We start from the raw sequence: 13,419 nt of genomic DNA, 5'->3' as shown, positions 1-13,419 counted from the left end.
CGCATGGCGCTTATCTTAAGTATGAAGCGATCTATGCAATACCGTTGGGATTTCCTGATTGATGGCGCGCTTTCTCTCATCATGGCGGCACTACAGCTATTACCGCTTTTGGTGCTATTTACCGAACGCGGTACTGTAGCCGGCTGGTCGTTCGAACAAATGCTGGTATTGATGGGCTGGTATATGATGCTATGTGCTGTCGTTGAGGGCTTAATTGCCCCCAGTCTTGCGGCTGCTGTTGCGGGGATTCGCACTGGCCTATTTGATTATATTCTGATGCGGCCAATTGATTCGCTTTTTCTCTGCTCACTGGTTGATATCAGGTTATGGAAAGGTATTGATTTCCTCTTTGGGCTCGGTCTGGCTATTTACGCTTTTATACAGCTTGATGTTCATCCTTCATTTACTGACATCACCATGACAATCATCTTGTCACTCGGTGGTCTTGCCACCGCTTACGCGCTGTTTGTACTGGCTATTGCTGCCTCCTTTGCATTAGTAAGAATACAAAATCTTACCAATGTACTGTCCTCACTGCTCGGTTTTGCACGTTGGCCTATTCATTTATTTGATTTTCCTTGGCGGATAGTTTTTAGTTTTCTGATCCCTATTGGTGTAATGACAAGTTATCCTGTTATGGCGCTGTTGGGCATGCTGACCCTCCCCTTAGCAATGGGAGCGTTAGGAATAGCCGTCTTCTTTTTTGTCGTGGCCCGATTAGCCTGGAAGCGCGCGTTGCGTGGATATCGCTCTGCCTCCAGTTAAACAGTGTAAGTCCTTCCTGTGACGGGTCTTCAATCTTGAACTGACAAGCAAGGGGGAATTAGTTGCAAGGTAGGAAATTTTTTTGAACTTATGCAAATACCCAAGGATTATTTTTGATACATCAGGAGGATTGATCAAGAGGTAAGTTGTTCTGGTACAGGTATATCTGATAGGTCGATAAACAATAAGATATTAAGTTAATTAATTGATTTTTGTTTAGAGTGCCTTGGCAATTGTGATGAGGCTTCTAAGTATTTTGCTCGGAGAAAGGAGTAATGACTTAACATAATCCACGTGATATAGACTCTATCTGCAATGATGCATTTAGGTCCTTGTATTGGTCGCCTGTTAAGTTTTTATCTCCCAACAAGCGCGTTTTGAATTGGTGCCCGGAGGCGGAATCGAACCACCGACACGAGGATTTTCAATCCTCTGCTCTACCGACTGAGCTATCCGGGCAACGGGGCGCATTAAACCGTATTCAGCCTAAGTCGTCAATGTCTTTCTGATAAAAAATGATAAAAGTCGGTTGATTGCTTCCTTTTTGCCCGGCATTTGTGTGGTTATTCATCTTAGGCTGATTTTTATTAACTTAATGCGCCGTTTTTGCGGCATTGGGCAATATTCAAAACATCTTCTGCCAGCAGTTTTGCTGTGGCGATATCATTAATATCCCGTTTGACCAATAGCTTACTCAGGCAACCCTCCAGAATGAGTTCCATTTGTTTGGCAACTTGTTCGCAATCTTCGATATCCAGTTGACACAGTAGCTCGGTGGTGTAACGGAATGAACTTTGTTTTTGCAATTCAGCTAATTGATGAATAGGGTGGTCAGGTTCAGGAAATGCACTACAGGCTGTGATAAATAAACAACCCGGATAGCGTTTCTCTTTTACTTTTTCATCAAGTGTTGTATAGCGAGCCAGCAGTTTTTGCTCTGGTGTCAGAATTTCATCCAGCAACATTTGTCGTTGCCAAACTTCGATTTGTTGGCCGTGATAACGCAGGCAGTCATAAATCAGTGCTTCCTGATCGGGCCAGAACTGCTTTAGATACTCCATGTCCATGTTAAGTGAACCAAGAAGCGTTTCAGTGGTGGCGGATAAGCCATGTTGCTCCAGCAAAGTTAAGACATGACTAAGAATTTGCTCTCGTTGCACGGTGTTCTCCTTCAGATCATTTTTGTAGATGCTGCAAATGCTCATTAAAGCGGGTTGCATTCATAAAGCCGTTTATCCGTGAATCAGGGATCTCTTTTCCCTGAGAGTCAAAAAATAGAATAGTGGGTAATCCTCGTACACTAAATGTTTCCAATAGTTGTTTTTGTTGCGGGCTGTTATGCGTGACATTAGCCTGTAACAGTAGGGCATCACTTAGTTGTGATTGAACTTGAGGATCGCTGAAAGTATATTTTTCAAACTCCTTACAGGCGACACACCAGTCAGCATAAAAATCAAGCATAACGGTTTTATGGCTGTTTTGTGCCATTATATGTTCGAATTCTTGCCAATTATTTATCTGGTGGAAATTGAGGCTATGTTGCGGCTGTTGTGTAACCGATGTATTCCAAAACCAATCTTGCAAGGGGCGGCTAGCTATCAGCATTAGAACTAATAATATCAGTTGCATGACTCTGATCCAGCCATTTTGACTTCTGAGTGTCAGAGCAAATCCCCATCCCAGGAAGCTGATTGCCAGCAGGCTCCATAACCGTATTCCCCATGTATCCCCGATAACTCTTTCCAATAGGAAAACAGGCAACGCAAGAATAATGAAGCCAAAAGCTTCTTTGACATACTGCATCCAAGGACCGCTGCGCGGTAGAAGTTTATGACCAAACATAGTGACAGCAATGAGCGGTAATCCCATTCCTAAAGCATAGAGGTAAAGGGTTATGCCACCTGCCACTGTATTACCACTTTGAGCAATGTAGAGCAGAATGGCGCTTAAAGGAGCGGTAGTACAAGGAGAACAAATTAGTCCTGCTAACGCACCCATCGCGAAGACACCGAAGAATGAGCCGCTTTTTTGCTGATTACTCCAGTTGACCAGGCGGGTCTGAACAGAGGAAGGCAGTTGCAGAGAATAAAGGCCGAACATCGATAGTGCCAGTAGAATAAACAATACTGACAAACCTATTAGTACATATGGATGTTGTAGTGCAGCCTGAAACTGTAGACCCGCTGCCGCTACAATCAACCCAAGCAAGGTGTAAGTGATTGCCATTCCTTGAACATAGCTTAGTGCTAACCAAAAGATCTGTTTCAGGTTTTTAGGGCGCTGGCTGCCAAGAATAATGCTGGAGATTAACGGGTACATTGGTAGTACACAAGGTGTAAAGGCGATACCGATACCAATCAAAATGGCCCAAAGTGGTGAAAAAGGTAAATTTTTTTGATCATTTGATGTGCTTTCTGGTGTTTTCTGAACAGGTTCAGTTTGTATTACGTTGGTTGTTTCTGATGGAATAACTGCATTCAATGGAACAAGACGGGTTTCAGGTGGATAGCAGTATCCCGCTGCCGCGCAGCCTTGATAAGTGACAACAATATTGGATTTATCATTTGCTTCTGTAATAGGAACATTGATAGTCAATTGCTGGAAATAAACTTCGGTTTCGCCAAAGAATTCATCTTGATGAGCGGTACCTTGTGGCAGTGTGATTTTACCTAGTGTGGCTTGTTGTGGCTCGATACGAAATTGTTTGCGGTAAAGGTAATAGCCCGGTTTGATTTGCCAGTTTAATGTTAGTTTGTCGCCTTTTTGTTGAAAATCAAACATGAAGGCTTGATCTGCCGGCAAATACAGGTTTTGCCCCGGTTGTTCAAACAACGCATTGACTGTCAATGGTGTAAAGAGGGTGCTGCAAAATAGCAAAAACAGCATAAAAGTATGTTTAATCATATAAGGTAACGATCGCTAATGGAATGAAACAGATTTAGCACTATAACTGATGGCTGTCAGACCAGAAAGTGTTCTGGTTAAGATTAAAACAATAATTAAAGACTTGCAGAGAAAAAATATCTTTTAGCGGAAAATTCCAGGGACGGTGTACGTCCCTGAATTAAGCTGTTATTAGCAAAATTAGAGGATTATACTGCCGAACAAGAAGCCGAAGGCAACCGCCAGAGCGACCCCAATGGTGCCAGGGATAAAGAACGGATGGTTAAATACGAAACGGCCGATACGGGTAGTTCCGGTGTCATCCATCTGAACTGCAGCAACCAGCGTTGGATAAGTAGGCAAAATGAACAACCCGGAAACCGCAGAGAAAGAGGCGATTGCGGTCAGTGGTGTAACGTTCAGAGCCAGCGCCATCGGCATCAGTGCTTTTGCTGTTGCTGCTTGGGAATAGAGCAGGGCAGAACAGAAGAAGAAGATGACTGCTAATAACCAAGGCTGAGATTGGATTAAGCCGCCAGCTGTGTCTTTAATCCAATCAATATTTGCTTGTACAAAAGTATCACCTAGCCATGCAACACCCAGAATACAGATACATGCGCTCATACCTGCTTTAAAAGTGCTGGAATTGAGAATGGCATCAGTATCAACTGAACAGAACATGGTAGTGATAGTTGCTACACTCAGCATGATAATCAGAATGGCGCTGGTGGTACTCATCAGAGGTATTTCAACCAGGCCAATACTTGGGCTGTTGACGATAGCGTAAATAACAACACCGATAACACCTGACAGGAACAACAGAACGGAAGCTTTAGCCCTTGGTTTAATTTCAATCTGTTTGCTGCCGCGCAGAGTCACTAGGTTTTCTCCCAGGCGTTTCAGATAAACAGGGTCATCAGATAGTTTGGAATTAAATACCCAAGAGATAATAAAGGACATCAAAACGATAGCAGCGAAAGTGGATGGTAACAGAACCATCAGCAGGTGGATATAGCTGACACCGTGGCCTTCCATCAGAGAAGACATATAGACGACTGCCGCGGAGATGGGAGAGGCGGTAATACCAATTTGGGCTGCCACAACCGCGGTGGAAAGTGGACGGCATGGTTTAATACCTTGCTCTTTTGCAACTTCAGCAATAACAGGCAGTGCTGACAGAGAGATATTACCTGTACCAGCAAACAGCGTCAGGAAATAGGTAACAATAGGGGCAAGGATAGTGATGTACTTTGGATTCTTACGTAGAAGTTTTTCGGTTTGTTGAACCAGATAATCCAGACCACCAGCAACTTGCATTGCAGAGATTGCGGCGATAACCGCCATAATGATGGAAATAACATCAAATGGAATATGCCCTGGTTTAACACCAATTGCTGACAGCACCAGAACGCCAAGACCACCGGCAAACCCAATGCCGATCCCCCCTAATCTTGCACCCAGGAAGATGGCCAGCAGAACGATAATCAATTCTACGGCTAACATAATATTTACTCCTTAAGATAATTAAAAATTTGAAAATTTTAGGTTAATACTTTGTGTGTGTAGGGAAGTAAAAAGGCACGCTATCCAGTTGGAGTTGCGTGCCTTAATTATTAAGACCTATTTATTATTATGAACATTTTATTAGTCATAAAAACGTTTCGCTTTATACGCTAATTGCTTCAGATTTTCTATGAAAAGAGATAATTTAACTGAGCTTCACTTAGTAAACTATGTCCTGGCACAATTTTTCTTGCATTTTTACCAACCTTAACGCAAATGTTTCAATAAATTAGTCTCATTATTATAGAAACACTCACAATGAATTGCACGATATAATCTGAATCTATGAATGTACCTGAAATGGCTTTGAAGAATGATTTACTTTTCAAAATTAGAAGAAATTTACGACAGCATTATTGGCTGGTATTTGGTCATCCATCGTTATCAATAAATTTGGGTCGTTACCAGCCATTGCTATTATCAGTAATTTTTATGTTCCCTGGCTAATCATAACTATTGCAAGGGGCACAGTAACAATAGCAAGCGCTGTGCTTAACATCACTGAAAGAGCTGCTTTTTCAGGATGGACATTTAGATTGTTTGCGATAACGACTACATTACCGGCCATAGGAGTGGACAGCATGAGAGTGATAACAACCAATACATCATGGGGAGTATTAGCTATATAATGAAAAAAGAATAGCCCAAAAATAGGATAAATAAGGTGTTTCCATAACAACGCAAAAAAAGAAAATTTCCAATCAATTTTCATTTTACAAAAAGAAGATAGGGTTATTCCAATCACTATCATGCCTGGAATACTATAAGCGCCTTTAAAGTTATCTAGTGTAGATACCAATATTGGATGTAGTGTTGTGCTACTACTTTTTAATATAATTCCTAATATGGCTGCGTAAATAATGGGTAAGGCGGATTCGACTAAGAGGAGTGGTGATATTCAAAACTCACATTATACCCAATAGATTTCAAATTGCAGCGCGGCGGCAAGTGAACGCCTCCCCAGGAGCATAGATAACGATGTGACTGGGGTAAGTGAAAGCAGCCAACAAAGCAGCAACTTGAAAGATGAAGGGTATATATCGAATGATAAATAAACTCTCATAGATGTTTATTTAATGCAATAACCTCAGACTACAGCATGATTTGATATGTTTTAATTTTGTTATTTAACTGCTTGTATTTAACAATAAAATTACAAAATAGATATTTTAATTAAAATTAATTTTCAGACTTGTCTTATTTTATATAACCTTTTGGAGTAATAATATTCTGATTAGTTAGGAAAATAAAAAAACAATTTGATTTAAAAAATAAATTGTTATTGGCAATGAAAAAGATGTCTTTTTTATAATTAAATAAAGTTATGCCGAACCTCCGCCGTAATGACGGAAATAATATCAAATGGAATGTGCCGTGGCTTAACGTTAATTACTGACAGCACCAGAACGATAATCAATTCTACGGCTAACAAAATACTGACTCTTTGAAATAATTAAGAAACTGAAAATATTAGATTAATAATTTGTATATGTAGGGAAGTAAAAAGGCACGCTATCTAGTTGGAGTTGCGTGCCTTATTGCTAAGAACTATTTTTTTACTATATTTAACAAATTAATCGTCAAAACGTTTTGCTTTATAAGCAGGGCGTTTCAGGTTCTCTACAGAAAAGATATCATCCAACTCAGTTTCAGTCAGTAAACCACGTTCTAGTACGACGTCACGAACACTCTTACCGGTTTCAGCACAGATCTTACCGACGATGTCACCATTGTGGTGACCGATGAATGGGTTCAGATAAGTGACGATACCGATTGAGTTGAATACGAAGTTTTCGCAAACTTCTTTGTTAGCTGTAATACCACTAACGCATTTTTTTACTAGGTTACGGCAGGCATTGCTTAGCAGGGAGATAGATTCAAACATGGCCTGACCAATAGCAGGCTCCATCACGTTTAACTGTAACTGGCCTGCTTCAGATGCCATAGTGACACAAATATCGTTACCAATGACTTTAAAGCAAACTTGATTCACAACTTCTGGAATAACAGGGTTAACTTTTGCTGGCATGATAGAAGAACCGGCCTGCAATTCTGGCAAGTTGATTTCGTTCAGGCCAGTACGAGGGCCGGAAGAGAGCAAACGCAGGTCATTACAAATTTTAGACAGTTTAACCGCCAGGCGCTTCAGAGCGCCGTGGACCATAACATAAGCACCACAGTCAGAGGTTGCTTCAATCAGATCTTCAGCGGGTATGCAAGGCAGCCCGGAGACTTCAGCCAGTTTTTCAACTGCCAGTTTCTGATAGCCTGGTGCAGTGTTAAGACCAGTACCGATAGCGGTAGCACCAAGGTTAACTTCTAACAACAGTTGAGAAGTCCGGCTCAGGTTTTTAACTTCTTCTTTCAGCAGGATGGAGAATGCGTTGAATTCTTGTCCCAGCGTCATAGGTACAGCATCCTGCAACTGGGTACGACCCATTTTCAGAATGTCATCAAATTCTTTGGCTTTTTTATCGAAGCCAGCGATGAGCAGTTCAAGAGACTCAATCAGTTTCAGGATCGAGTTATAAACAGCAATACGAAAACCGGTTGGGTAGGCATCGTTAGTTGACTGACTTTTATTCAGATGGTCATTTGGGTTGAGGTATTCATATTCACCCTTTTTGTGGCCTAACAGTTCCAGGCCGATGTTTGCCAGAACCTCGTTAGTGTTCATGTTGAGTGAAGTACCTGCACCACCCTGAAACACATCAACCGGGAACTGGTCCATGCATTTACCCGCATTGAGCACTTCATCACATGCTTTGACAATGATATCGGCAATTTTTTTGGGGATGGTTTGCAATTCTTTGTTAGCTAAAGCCGCCGCTTTTTTTACCATCACCATGCCACGGATAAATTCTGGTACATCATTAATAGTGTTGTTACTGATGTAGAAGTTTTCAATCGCACGTAAGGTATGAACACCGTAATAGGCTTCAGCAGGGACTTCTCGTTTACCTAACAGGTCTTCTTCGATACGAATGTTGTTTGACATGAGAACCTTCTTATTAGATGACGTTTTTACTGTCTAATTATGCGTTTGTTAAATAATTATGTTGCCAACAGCAATAGTTGTGATATGAATTCTTCATCACCAGATTGCTGGCGTGATCATATGCTGGTTAGCAATAAATGCATTGAATCTGGATCACTTTATAGTGGTAATTTGCTGAACATGATTCTATATATGTGATGTAAATCACAATTGTATTCCTAATCCCTAAGATCTTCATAGGATTGAAAATGATAGGTATGACCCCAATCATTAATCTCTATAAACTGAAAAAAAATGCTAATCTGGTTGTCCCTTGGATCTTGTTGATATGATTTATTCAGGATACAACCTCTCCAGCCAAATCAATTGAAGGAGAATCAAGTGCGTTGGTTGCCATTTATCCTGATATTTTTACTTGTCTATATTGAGTCAACTTTATTTGTGCGTGTCGCATCTGAATTAGGGGTATTACTAACTCTGTTACTGGTGCTGTTTACTTCCTGTGTTGGTATCTCTTTGGTACGTAATCAGGGAGTAAAGAACTTTATTCAGCTCCAGCAGAAATTAGTTGCCGGAGAAAGCCCTGCGGCAGAAATGATAAAGAGTGTGTCTCTTGTATTGGCCGGTTTCCTGTTACTGTTGCCTGGTTTTTTTACTGATTTCCTTGGATTGCTGTTGTTACTGCCTCCCGTTCAGAAAACGCTGGTGATGAAGCTGATGCCACATATTAATTTCTATCGTCCTCATAATAGAAATGGGTTCAAACAGGACGGTAACACCTTTGAAGGGGAATACGAGCGCAAGCAAGATGATCCCTCCCATACGTTGAACGACCATAAACGTGATGATGATGAGCATAAACCTCGTTGATAAGAAAGTATTTTTTCTAATCACATGGTTTTTTTCTGTGGGTAAGAAAAGAATAAAATATTTTTCTTGCCTGCCCTTGAAGTGTCATAAATAAGTCCCCATTTAATTTATTATGATACTGGTTCGTGAAAGCATACTAGTGTCAATCCTCTTACCTGATATGGACTTTCTTATAGGAGAGCTATCAATGAATATTCGTCCATTGCATGATCGTGTAATCGTCAAGCGTAAAGAAGTTGAATCAAAATCTGCTGGCGGTATTGTGCTGACTGGCGCTGCTGCGGGCAAATCTACTCGTGGCGAAGTTTTGGCTGTAGGCAATGGCCGCATCCTTGACAGTGGTGACGTAAAAGCGCTGAGTGTGAAAGTTGGGGATATCGTTATTTTTAACGAAGGTTATGGTGTTAAGTCAGAGAAGATCGATAACGAAGAAGTATTGATCATGTCTGAAAGCGACATTTTGGCAATTGTTGAAGCGTAAGTATTGCGCTTAGATCTTCTTAACTGAACGAATTTAAAGGAAAGAAACAATGGCAGCTAAAGACGTAAAATTTGGTAGCGATGCTCGCGTTAAGATGCTACGTGGTGTGAATGTTCTTGCTGATGCAGTAAAAGTAACCTTGGGTCCTAAAGGCCGTAACGTTGTTCTGGATAAATCTTTTGGTGCTCCTGCAATCACTAAAGATGGCGTTTCAGTTGCTCGTGAAATTGAACTGGAAGATAAGTTCGAAAATATGGGCGCTCAGATGGTGAAAGAAGTTGCTTCTAAAGCGAATGATGCTGCGGGTGACGGTACAACGACTGCAACTGTATTGGCTCAATCTATTGTTACTGAAGGTCTGAAAGCCGTAGCCGCTGGCATGAACCCAATGGATCTGAAACGTGGTATTGATAAAGCTGTGGTTGCAGCCGTTGAAGAACTGAAAAAGCTGTCTGAACCTTGCTTAGATTCCACCGCTATTGCTCAGGTAGGTACTATCTCCGCCAATTCCGACGAAACTGTAGGTAAGTTGATCGCAGAAGCGATGGACAAAGTCGGTAAAGAAGGTGTAATCACCGTTGAAGAAGGTACTGGCCTGGAAGATGAACTGGATGTCGTTGAAGGTATGCAGTTCGACCGTGGTTACCTCTCTCCTTATTTCATCAACAAACCAGAAACTGGTTCTGTTGAATTAGAAAACCCATTTATTCTGCTGGTAGATAAAAAAATCTCCAACATCCGTGAACTGTTGCCAGTTCTGGAAGGTGTTGCTAAAGCAAGCAAGCCTCTGCTGATCATTGCTGAAGATGTTGAAGGTGAAGCATTGGCAACTCTGGTTGTTAATACCATGCGTGGCATCGTGAAAGTTGCAGCGGTTAAAGCTCCTGGTTTCGGTGACCGCCGCAAGGCTATGTTGCAAGATATCGCTGTTCTGACTAGCGGTATCGTTATCTCTGAAGAGATCGGTCTGGAACTGGAAAAAGCAACTCTGGAAGATCTGGGTCAGGCAAAACGTGTTGTTATCAACAAAGACACTACAACTATTATTGATGGTGTTGGTGACAAAGTTGGAATTGATGGCCGCGTTTCTCAGATTCGTCAGCAGATCCAAGAATCTACTTCTGATTACGATCGTGAAAAACTGCAAGAGCGCGTAGCTAAGCTGGCTGGCGGTGTTGCTGTTATTAAAGTTGGTGCTGCAACAGAAGTTGAAATGAAAGAAAAACGTGCCCGTGTTGATGATGCCCTGCATGCAACTCGCGCTGCGGTAGAAGAAGGCGTGGTTGCTGGTGGTGGTGTGGCACTGGTTCGTGTTGCAGCTGCTATTGCTGGTCTGAAAGGCGACAACCAAGATCAAAACGTAGGTATCCGTGTTGCAATGCGCGCAATGGAAGCACCTCTGCGTCAGATCGTTGACAACGCAGGCGAAGAACCTTCAGTTGTTGCAAACAATGTGAAAGCAGGTGAAGGCAACTACGGTTATAACGCGACTACTGAACAGTATGGCAATATGATCGAAATGGGTATTCTGGACCCAACCAAAGTAACCCGTTCTGCACTGCAATTCGCAGCATCTATTGCTGGCCTGATGATCACCACTGAGTGTATGGTGACTGACCTGCCTAAGGATGACAAAGCTGATTTAGGTGGAGCAGGCGGTATGGGTGGCATGGGCGGTATGATGTAATAGCCGTTCAGTCGCCGGTATTAAACCCTCAATACGCGATATGAATATCAGACGGGCGGAGTAATCTGCCCGTTTTTTTATATTTATGTGTAAATCAGAATTCAGAATGATTATTGATAGATATATTCCGGAATTTTTATTTATGCTAAATGTGGTATATTTATCTCCCTTTACGGGGATATTTTCATTTTTTTCTACCAGATAATTATAGAAAGAAAAATAATCATCTATTGTGGATATATAGGTAATGGTTTGTTAAATCAAGAATATTTTTATGCTAACTATCTAAAAAGCTGTTAGTTATCATCATAGTATATTTTTATGTCGTTTTAATATTATTTCTATTATCCATTTTGTTGATCGTAATTGAGAAAACCCTTATTTCATCTATCATAATTAATCCACTTTCCCATCATAGATGTAATAGATCTGATGATCTGCTAAATAGTTCTGAAAAATCGTATCAACTATCACAATATAACAGGGAATTTTAGGAAGAATGTTATTTTCAATAAGTGTATTTTTTGTAACATCAATTTTGAAATTTTTCATGTTATTTATTTAGCTATTTTTCTCTATTTTTACTGAATTTGTCCTGATACAAAAAGCTTTTAGCTCGAATATTTCATTGCAAGGATTCCTTTATAAATTATTTGCTTTGCGATATTGGTGTGTAACAAGGTATATTGATGATTAATTGTCGAATTTCCAACAATAAATGAGGGAAAACATGCGAATTAAAGTTTTGTTCAGTGCTTCAGCATTGTTACTGTTAGCAGGATGTACCGCCACTAACCAATTAACTTCCGGTGGCTCACAGATTCGTTTTGTTGATACTAAGCCAGGCAGCGAGTGTCAGTTATTAGGTGAAGTGACAGGTATTCAAAGTAACTGGATTGGCGTAAGTAATGAAAGCAGCTCAATGCGTGGTGCAGCTAATGATTTGCGTAATAAAGCCGCAGCTATGGGCGGAAATGTGATTTATGGTGTAACCAGCCCAAGCGAAAGTCTATTATCAAGCTTTGCCCCATTAGACAGTAAAATGGTTGGTCAAGTTTATAAATGTCAGTAATGGCATTCAGTATTTGAATGGCATGCCCGGTAAAAAAGTACCCGGGCATGAGTTTTTGTCACTTTTGCTTTAATCCCAAATCTAATGGTGTTTTACTCAATTCTCCACCGATTTCTCTTGCCAGACATGGCACTAGGTAACCTGAAACTTTTGTCAGCAATTCCCGGATAATTCCTCTGGCTTCCTCATCACTTACCATAAAGTGAGCGGCACCTTGCACTTTGTCGAGTACATGAATGTAATAAGGCAAGATTCCGGCATCAAATAGAGCGTTACTCAAATCAGCCAATGTATCAGGATGATTATTGACACCACGTAACAGCACACTTTGGTTCAGTAGCGTGATGCCTGCGTGTTTCAACAACATCATGCTGTTTCGTAAAGATTGATCGATCTCATTGGCATGATTGATGTGCGTCACCATGATCACCTGTAATCTCGATTGGGCCAGCCTATTGCAAAGCGTAGTTGTGATCCGAGTAGGAATAACCACCGGTAGACGGGTGTGAATACGCAGTCGTTTGATATGAGAAATCTTTTCCAGGTTGCTGATCAGCCAATCCAATTCGTGATCTTTTGCCATTAATGGATCGCCGCCAGAGAAGATGATCTCATCAAGCTCAGGATGTTGCTGAATGTAATTTAATGCTTGCTGCCAGTTGCGTTTATTACCTCTGTTATCCTCATATGGGAAATGACGACGGAAACAATAACGGCAGTTAACCGCGCATCCTCCTTTGACCAGCAATAATGCGCGGTTACGGTATTTATGTAACAAACCGGGAACAGCACTGCGTTGTTCATCCAAAGGATCGGTAGAAAAACCGGGTACAATGTTGAACTCTTCCGGTGCTGTTATGACTTGCAGTAATAGCGGATCATTAGGATCGCCTGCTTGCATACGGGCAGCAAAAGCTCTGGGTACCCGTAGTGGAAACAGACGACGTGCGCGGCTCCCTTTGGCCAACTCTGGGTGCTCATGTAAAGACAATAATTGTAATAATTCATCAGGATCAGTAATAACATCTGTAAGTTGTTTCAACCAGTCTTCTCTGATGACGATCTTTGGGGTTATAATGTGCGCCATTTTTTGGCTAAGC

General features: G+C 41.3%; 11 protein-coding genes and 1 tRNA gene. 5 read left to right on the top strand and 7 right to left on the bottom strand.

The window, feature by feature from the left end; genetic code table 11:
• Positions 1-33: 33 nt before the first annotated feature.
• The gene (locus C5469_RS11630) at positions 34-765 is read left to right on the top strand and encodes an ABC transporter permease (protein WP_166306429.1); all 732 of its coding nucleotides are present in this window, start codon (positions 34-36) and stop codon (positions 763-765) included.
• A gap of 383 nt (positions 766-1,148) precedes the next feature.
• On the opposite strand, the gene C5469_RS11625 is transcribed toward C5469_RS11630, so the two are convergent.
• The 6 genes from C5469_RS11625 to aspA form a co-directional block, all read right to left on the bottom strand.
• Positions 1,149-1,224: transfer RNA gene (locus C5469_RS11625), tRNA-Phe, on the bottom strand.
• Positions 1,225-1,352: 128 nt separating this feature from the next.
• The gene (dicD, locus tag C5469_RS11620) at positions 1,353-1,925 is read right to left on the bottom strand and encodes a division control transcriptional repressor DicD (RefSeq protein ID WP_166306426.1); all 573 of its coding nucleotides are present in this window, start codon (positions 1,923-1,925) and stop codon (positions 1,353-1,355) included.
• Between the two features lie 16 nt (positions 1,926-1,941).
• Positions 1,942-3,669 carry a protein-disulfide reductase DsbD gene (locus C5469_RS11615; RefSeq protein WP_166306423.1) on the bottom strand — a complete coding sequence of 576 codons (1,728 nt, stop codon included), beginning with the start codon at positions 3,667-3,669 and terminating at the stop codon, positions 1,942-1,944.
• 180 nt (positions 3,670-3,849) lie between these two features.
• Complete coding sequence (locus C5469_RS11610; protein ID WP_166306420.1) at positions 3,850-5,151, bottom strand: anaerobic C4-dicarboxylate transporter; 1,302 nt, start codon at positions 5,149-5,151, stop codon at positions 3,850-3,852.
• 490 nt (positions 5,152-5,641) lie between these two features.
• Positions 5,642-6,070: an AEC family transporter gene (locus C5469_RS11605; RefSeq protein ID WP_339414218.1), complete on the bottom strand. Its 429-nt coding sequence runs from the start codon at positions 6,068-6,070 to the stop codon at positions 5,642-5,644.
• Positions 6,071-6,784: 714 nt separating this feature from the next.
• Positions 6,785-8,209, bottom strand: a complete 1,425-nt coding sequence (gene aspA, locus C5469_RS11600) for an aspartate ammonia-lyase (protein WP_166306417.1) — start codon at positions 8,207-8,209, stop codon at positions 6,785-6,787.
• Positions 8,210-8,590: 381 nt separating this feature from the next.
• On the opposite strand from aspA, the gene C5469_RS11595 reads away from it, so the two are divergent.
• From C5469_RS11595 to C5469_RS11580, 4 genes are all read left to right on the top strand, one after another.
• Entirely contained in the window at positions 8,591-9,079 is a 489-nt protein-coding gene (locus C5469_RS11595; RefSeq protein ID WP_166306414.1) for an FxsA family protein, read from the top strand.
• 187 nt (positions 9,080-9,266) lie between these two features.
• The gene (locus C5469_RS11590) at positions 9,267-9,560 is read left to right on the top strand and encodes a co-chaperone GroES (protein WP_166306411.1); all 294 of its coding nucleotides are present in this window, start codon (positions 9,267-9,269) and stop codon (positions 9,558-9,560) included.
• 49 nt (positions 9,561-9,609) lie between these two features.
• Complete coding sequence (gene groL / locus C5469_RS11585) at positions 9,610-11,247, top strand: chaperonin GroEL (RefSeq protein ID WP_166306408.1); 1,638 nt, start codon at positions 9,610-9,612, stop codon at positions 11,245-11,247.
• A 730-nt stretch (positions 11,248-11,977) separates the two neighbouring features.
• Positions 11,978-12,319 (top strand): DUF4156 domain-containing protein, encoded by a 342-nt coding sequence (locus C5469_RS11580; RefSeq protein WP_166306405.1) that lies wholly within the window; start codon positions 11,978-11,980, stop codon positions 12,317-12,319.
• Positions 12,320-12,377: 58 nt separating this feature from the next.
• On the opposite strand, the gene epmB is transcribed toward C5469_RS11580, so the two are convergent.
• Complete coding sequence (gene epmB / locus C5469_RS11575) at positions 12,378-13,406, bottom strand: EF-P beta-lysylation protein EpmB (protein ID WP_166306402.1); 1,029 nt, start codon at positions 13,404-13,406, stop codon at positions 12,378-12,380.
• Positions 13,407-13,419: the final 13 nt, after the last annotated feature.

It is taken from the genome of Photorhabdus cinerea, assembly GCF_011189575.1.
GTDB classification, from domain to species: Bacteria; Pseudomonadota; Gammaproteobacteria; order Enterobacterales; family Enterobacteriaceae; genus Photorhabdus; species Photorhabdus cinerea.
Note: the sequence above shows the minus strand (reverse complement) of the source record. Positions and strands in the feature narration are given on the sequence as shown.

What these genes read in the sequence shown, in the direction of transcription:
- C5469_RS11615 (WP_166306423.1), bottom strand. Translation starts at nt 3,669, where the DNA reads ATGATTAAACATACTTTTATGCTGTTTTTGCTATTTTGCAGCACCCTC.
- aspA (WP_166306417.1), bottom strand. Translation starts at nt 8,209, where the DNA reads ATGTCAAACAACATTCGTATCGAAGAAGACCTGTTAGGTAAACGAGAA.
- groL (WP_166306408.1), top strand. Translation starts at nt 9,610, where the DNA reads ATGGCAGCTAAAGACGTAAAATTTGGTAGCGATGCTCGCGTTAAGATG.
- C5469_RS11610 (WP_166306420.1), bottom strand. Translation starts at nt 5,151, where the DNA reads ATGTTAGCCGTAGAATTGATTATCGTTCTGCTGGCCATCTTCCTGGGT.
- C5469_RS11630 (WP_166306429.1), top strand. Translation starts at nt 34, where the DNA reads ATGCAATACCGTTGGGATTTCCTGATTGATGGCGCGCTTTCTCTCATC.
- C5469_RS11580 (WP_166306405.1), top strand. Translation starts at nt 11,978, where the DNA reads ATGCGAATTAAAGTTTTGTTCAGTGCTTCAGCATTGTTACTGTTAGCA.
- epmB (WP_166306402.1), bottom strand. Translation starts at nt 13,406, where the DNA reads ATGGCGCACATTATAACCCCAAAGATCGTCATCAGAGAAGACTGGTTG.
- C5469_RS11590 (WP_166306411.1), top strand. Translation starts at nt 9,267, where the DNA reads ATGAATATTCGTCCATTGCATGATCGTGTAATCGTCAAGCGTAAAGAA.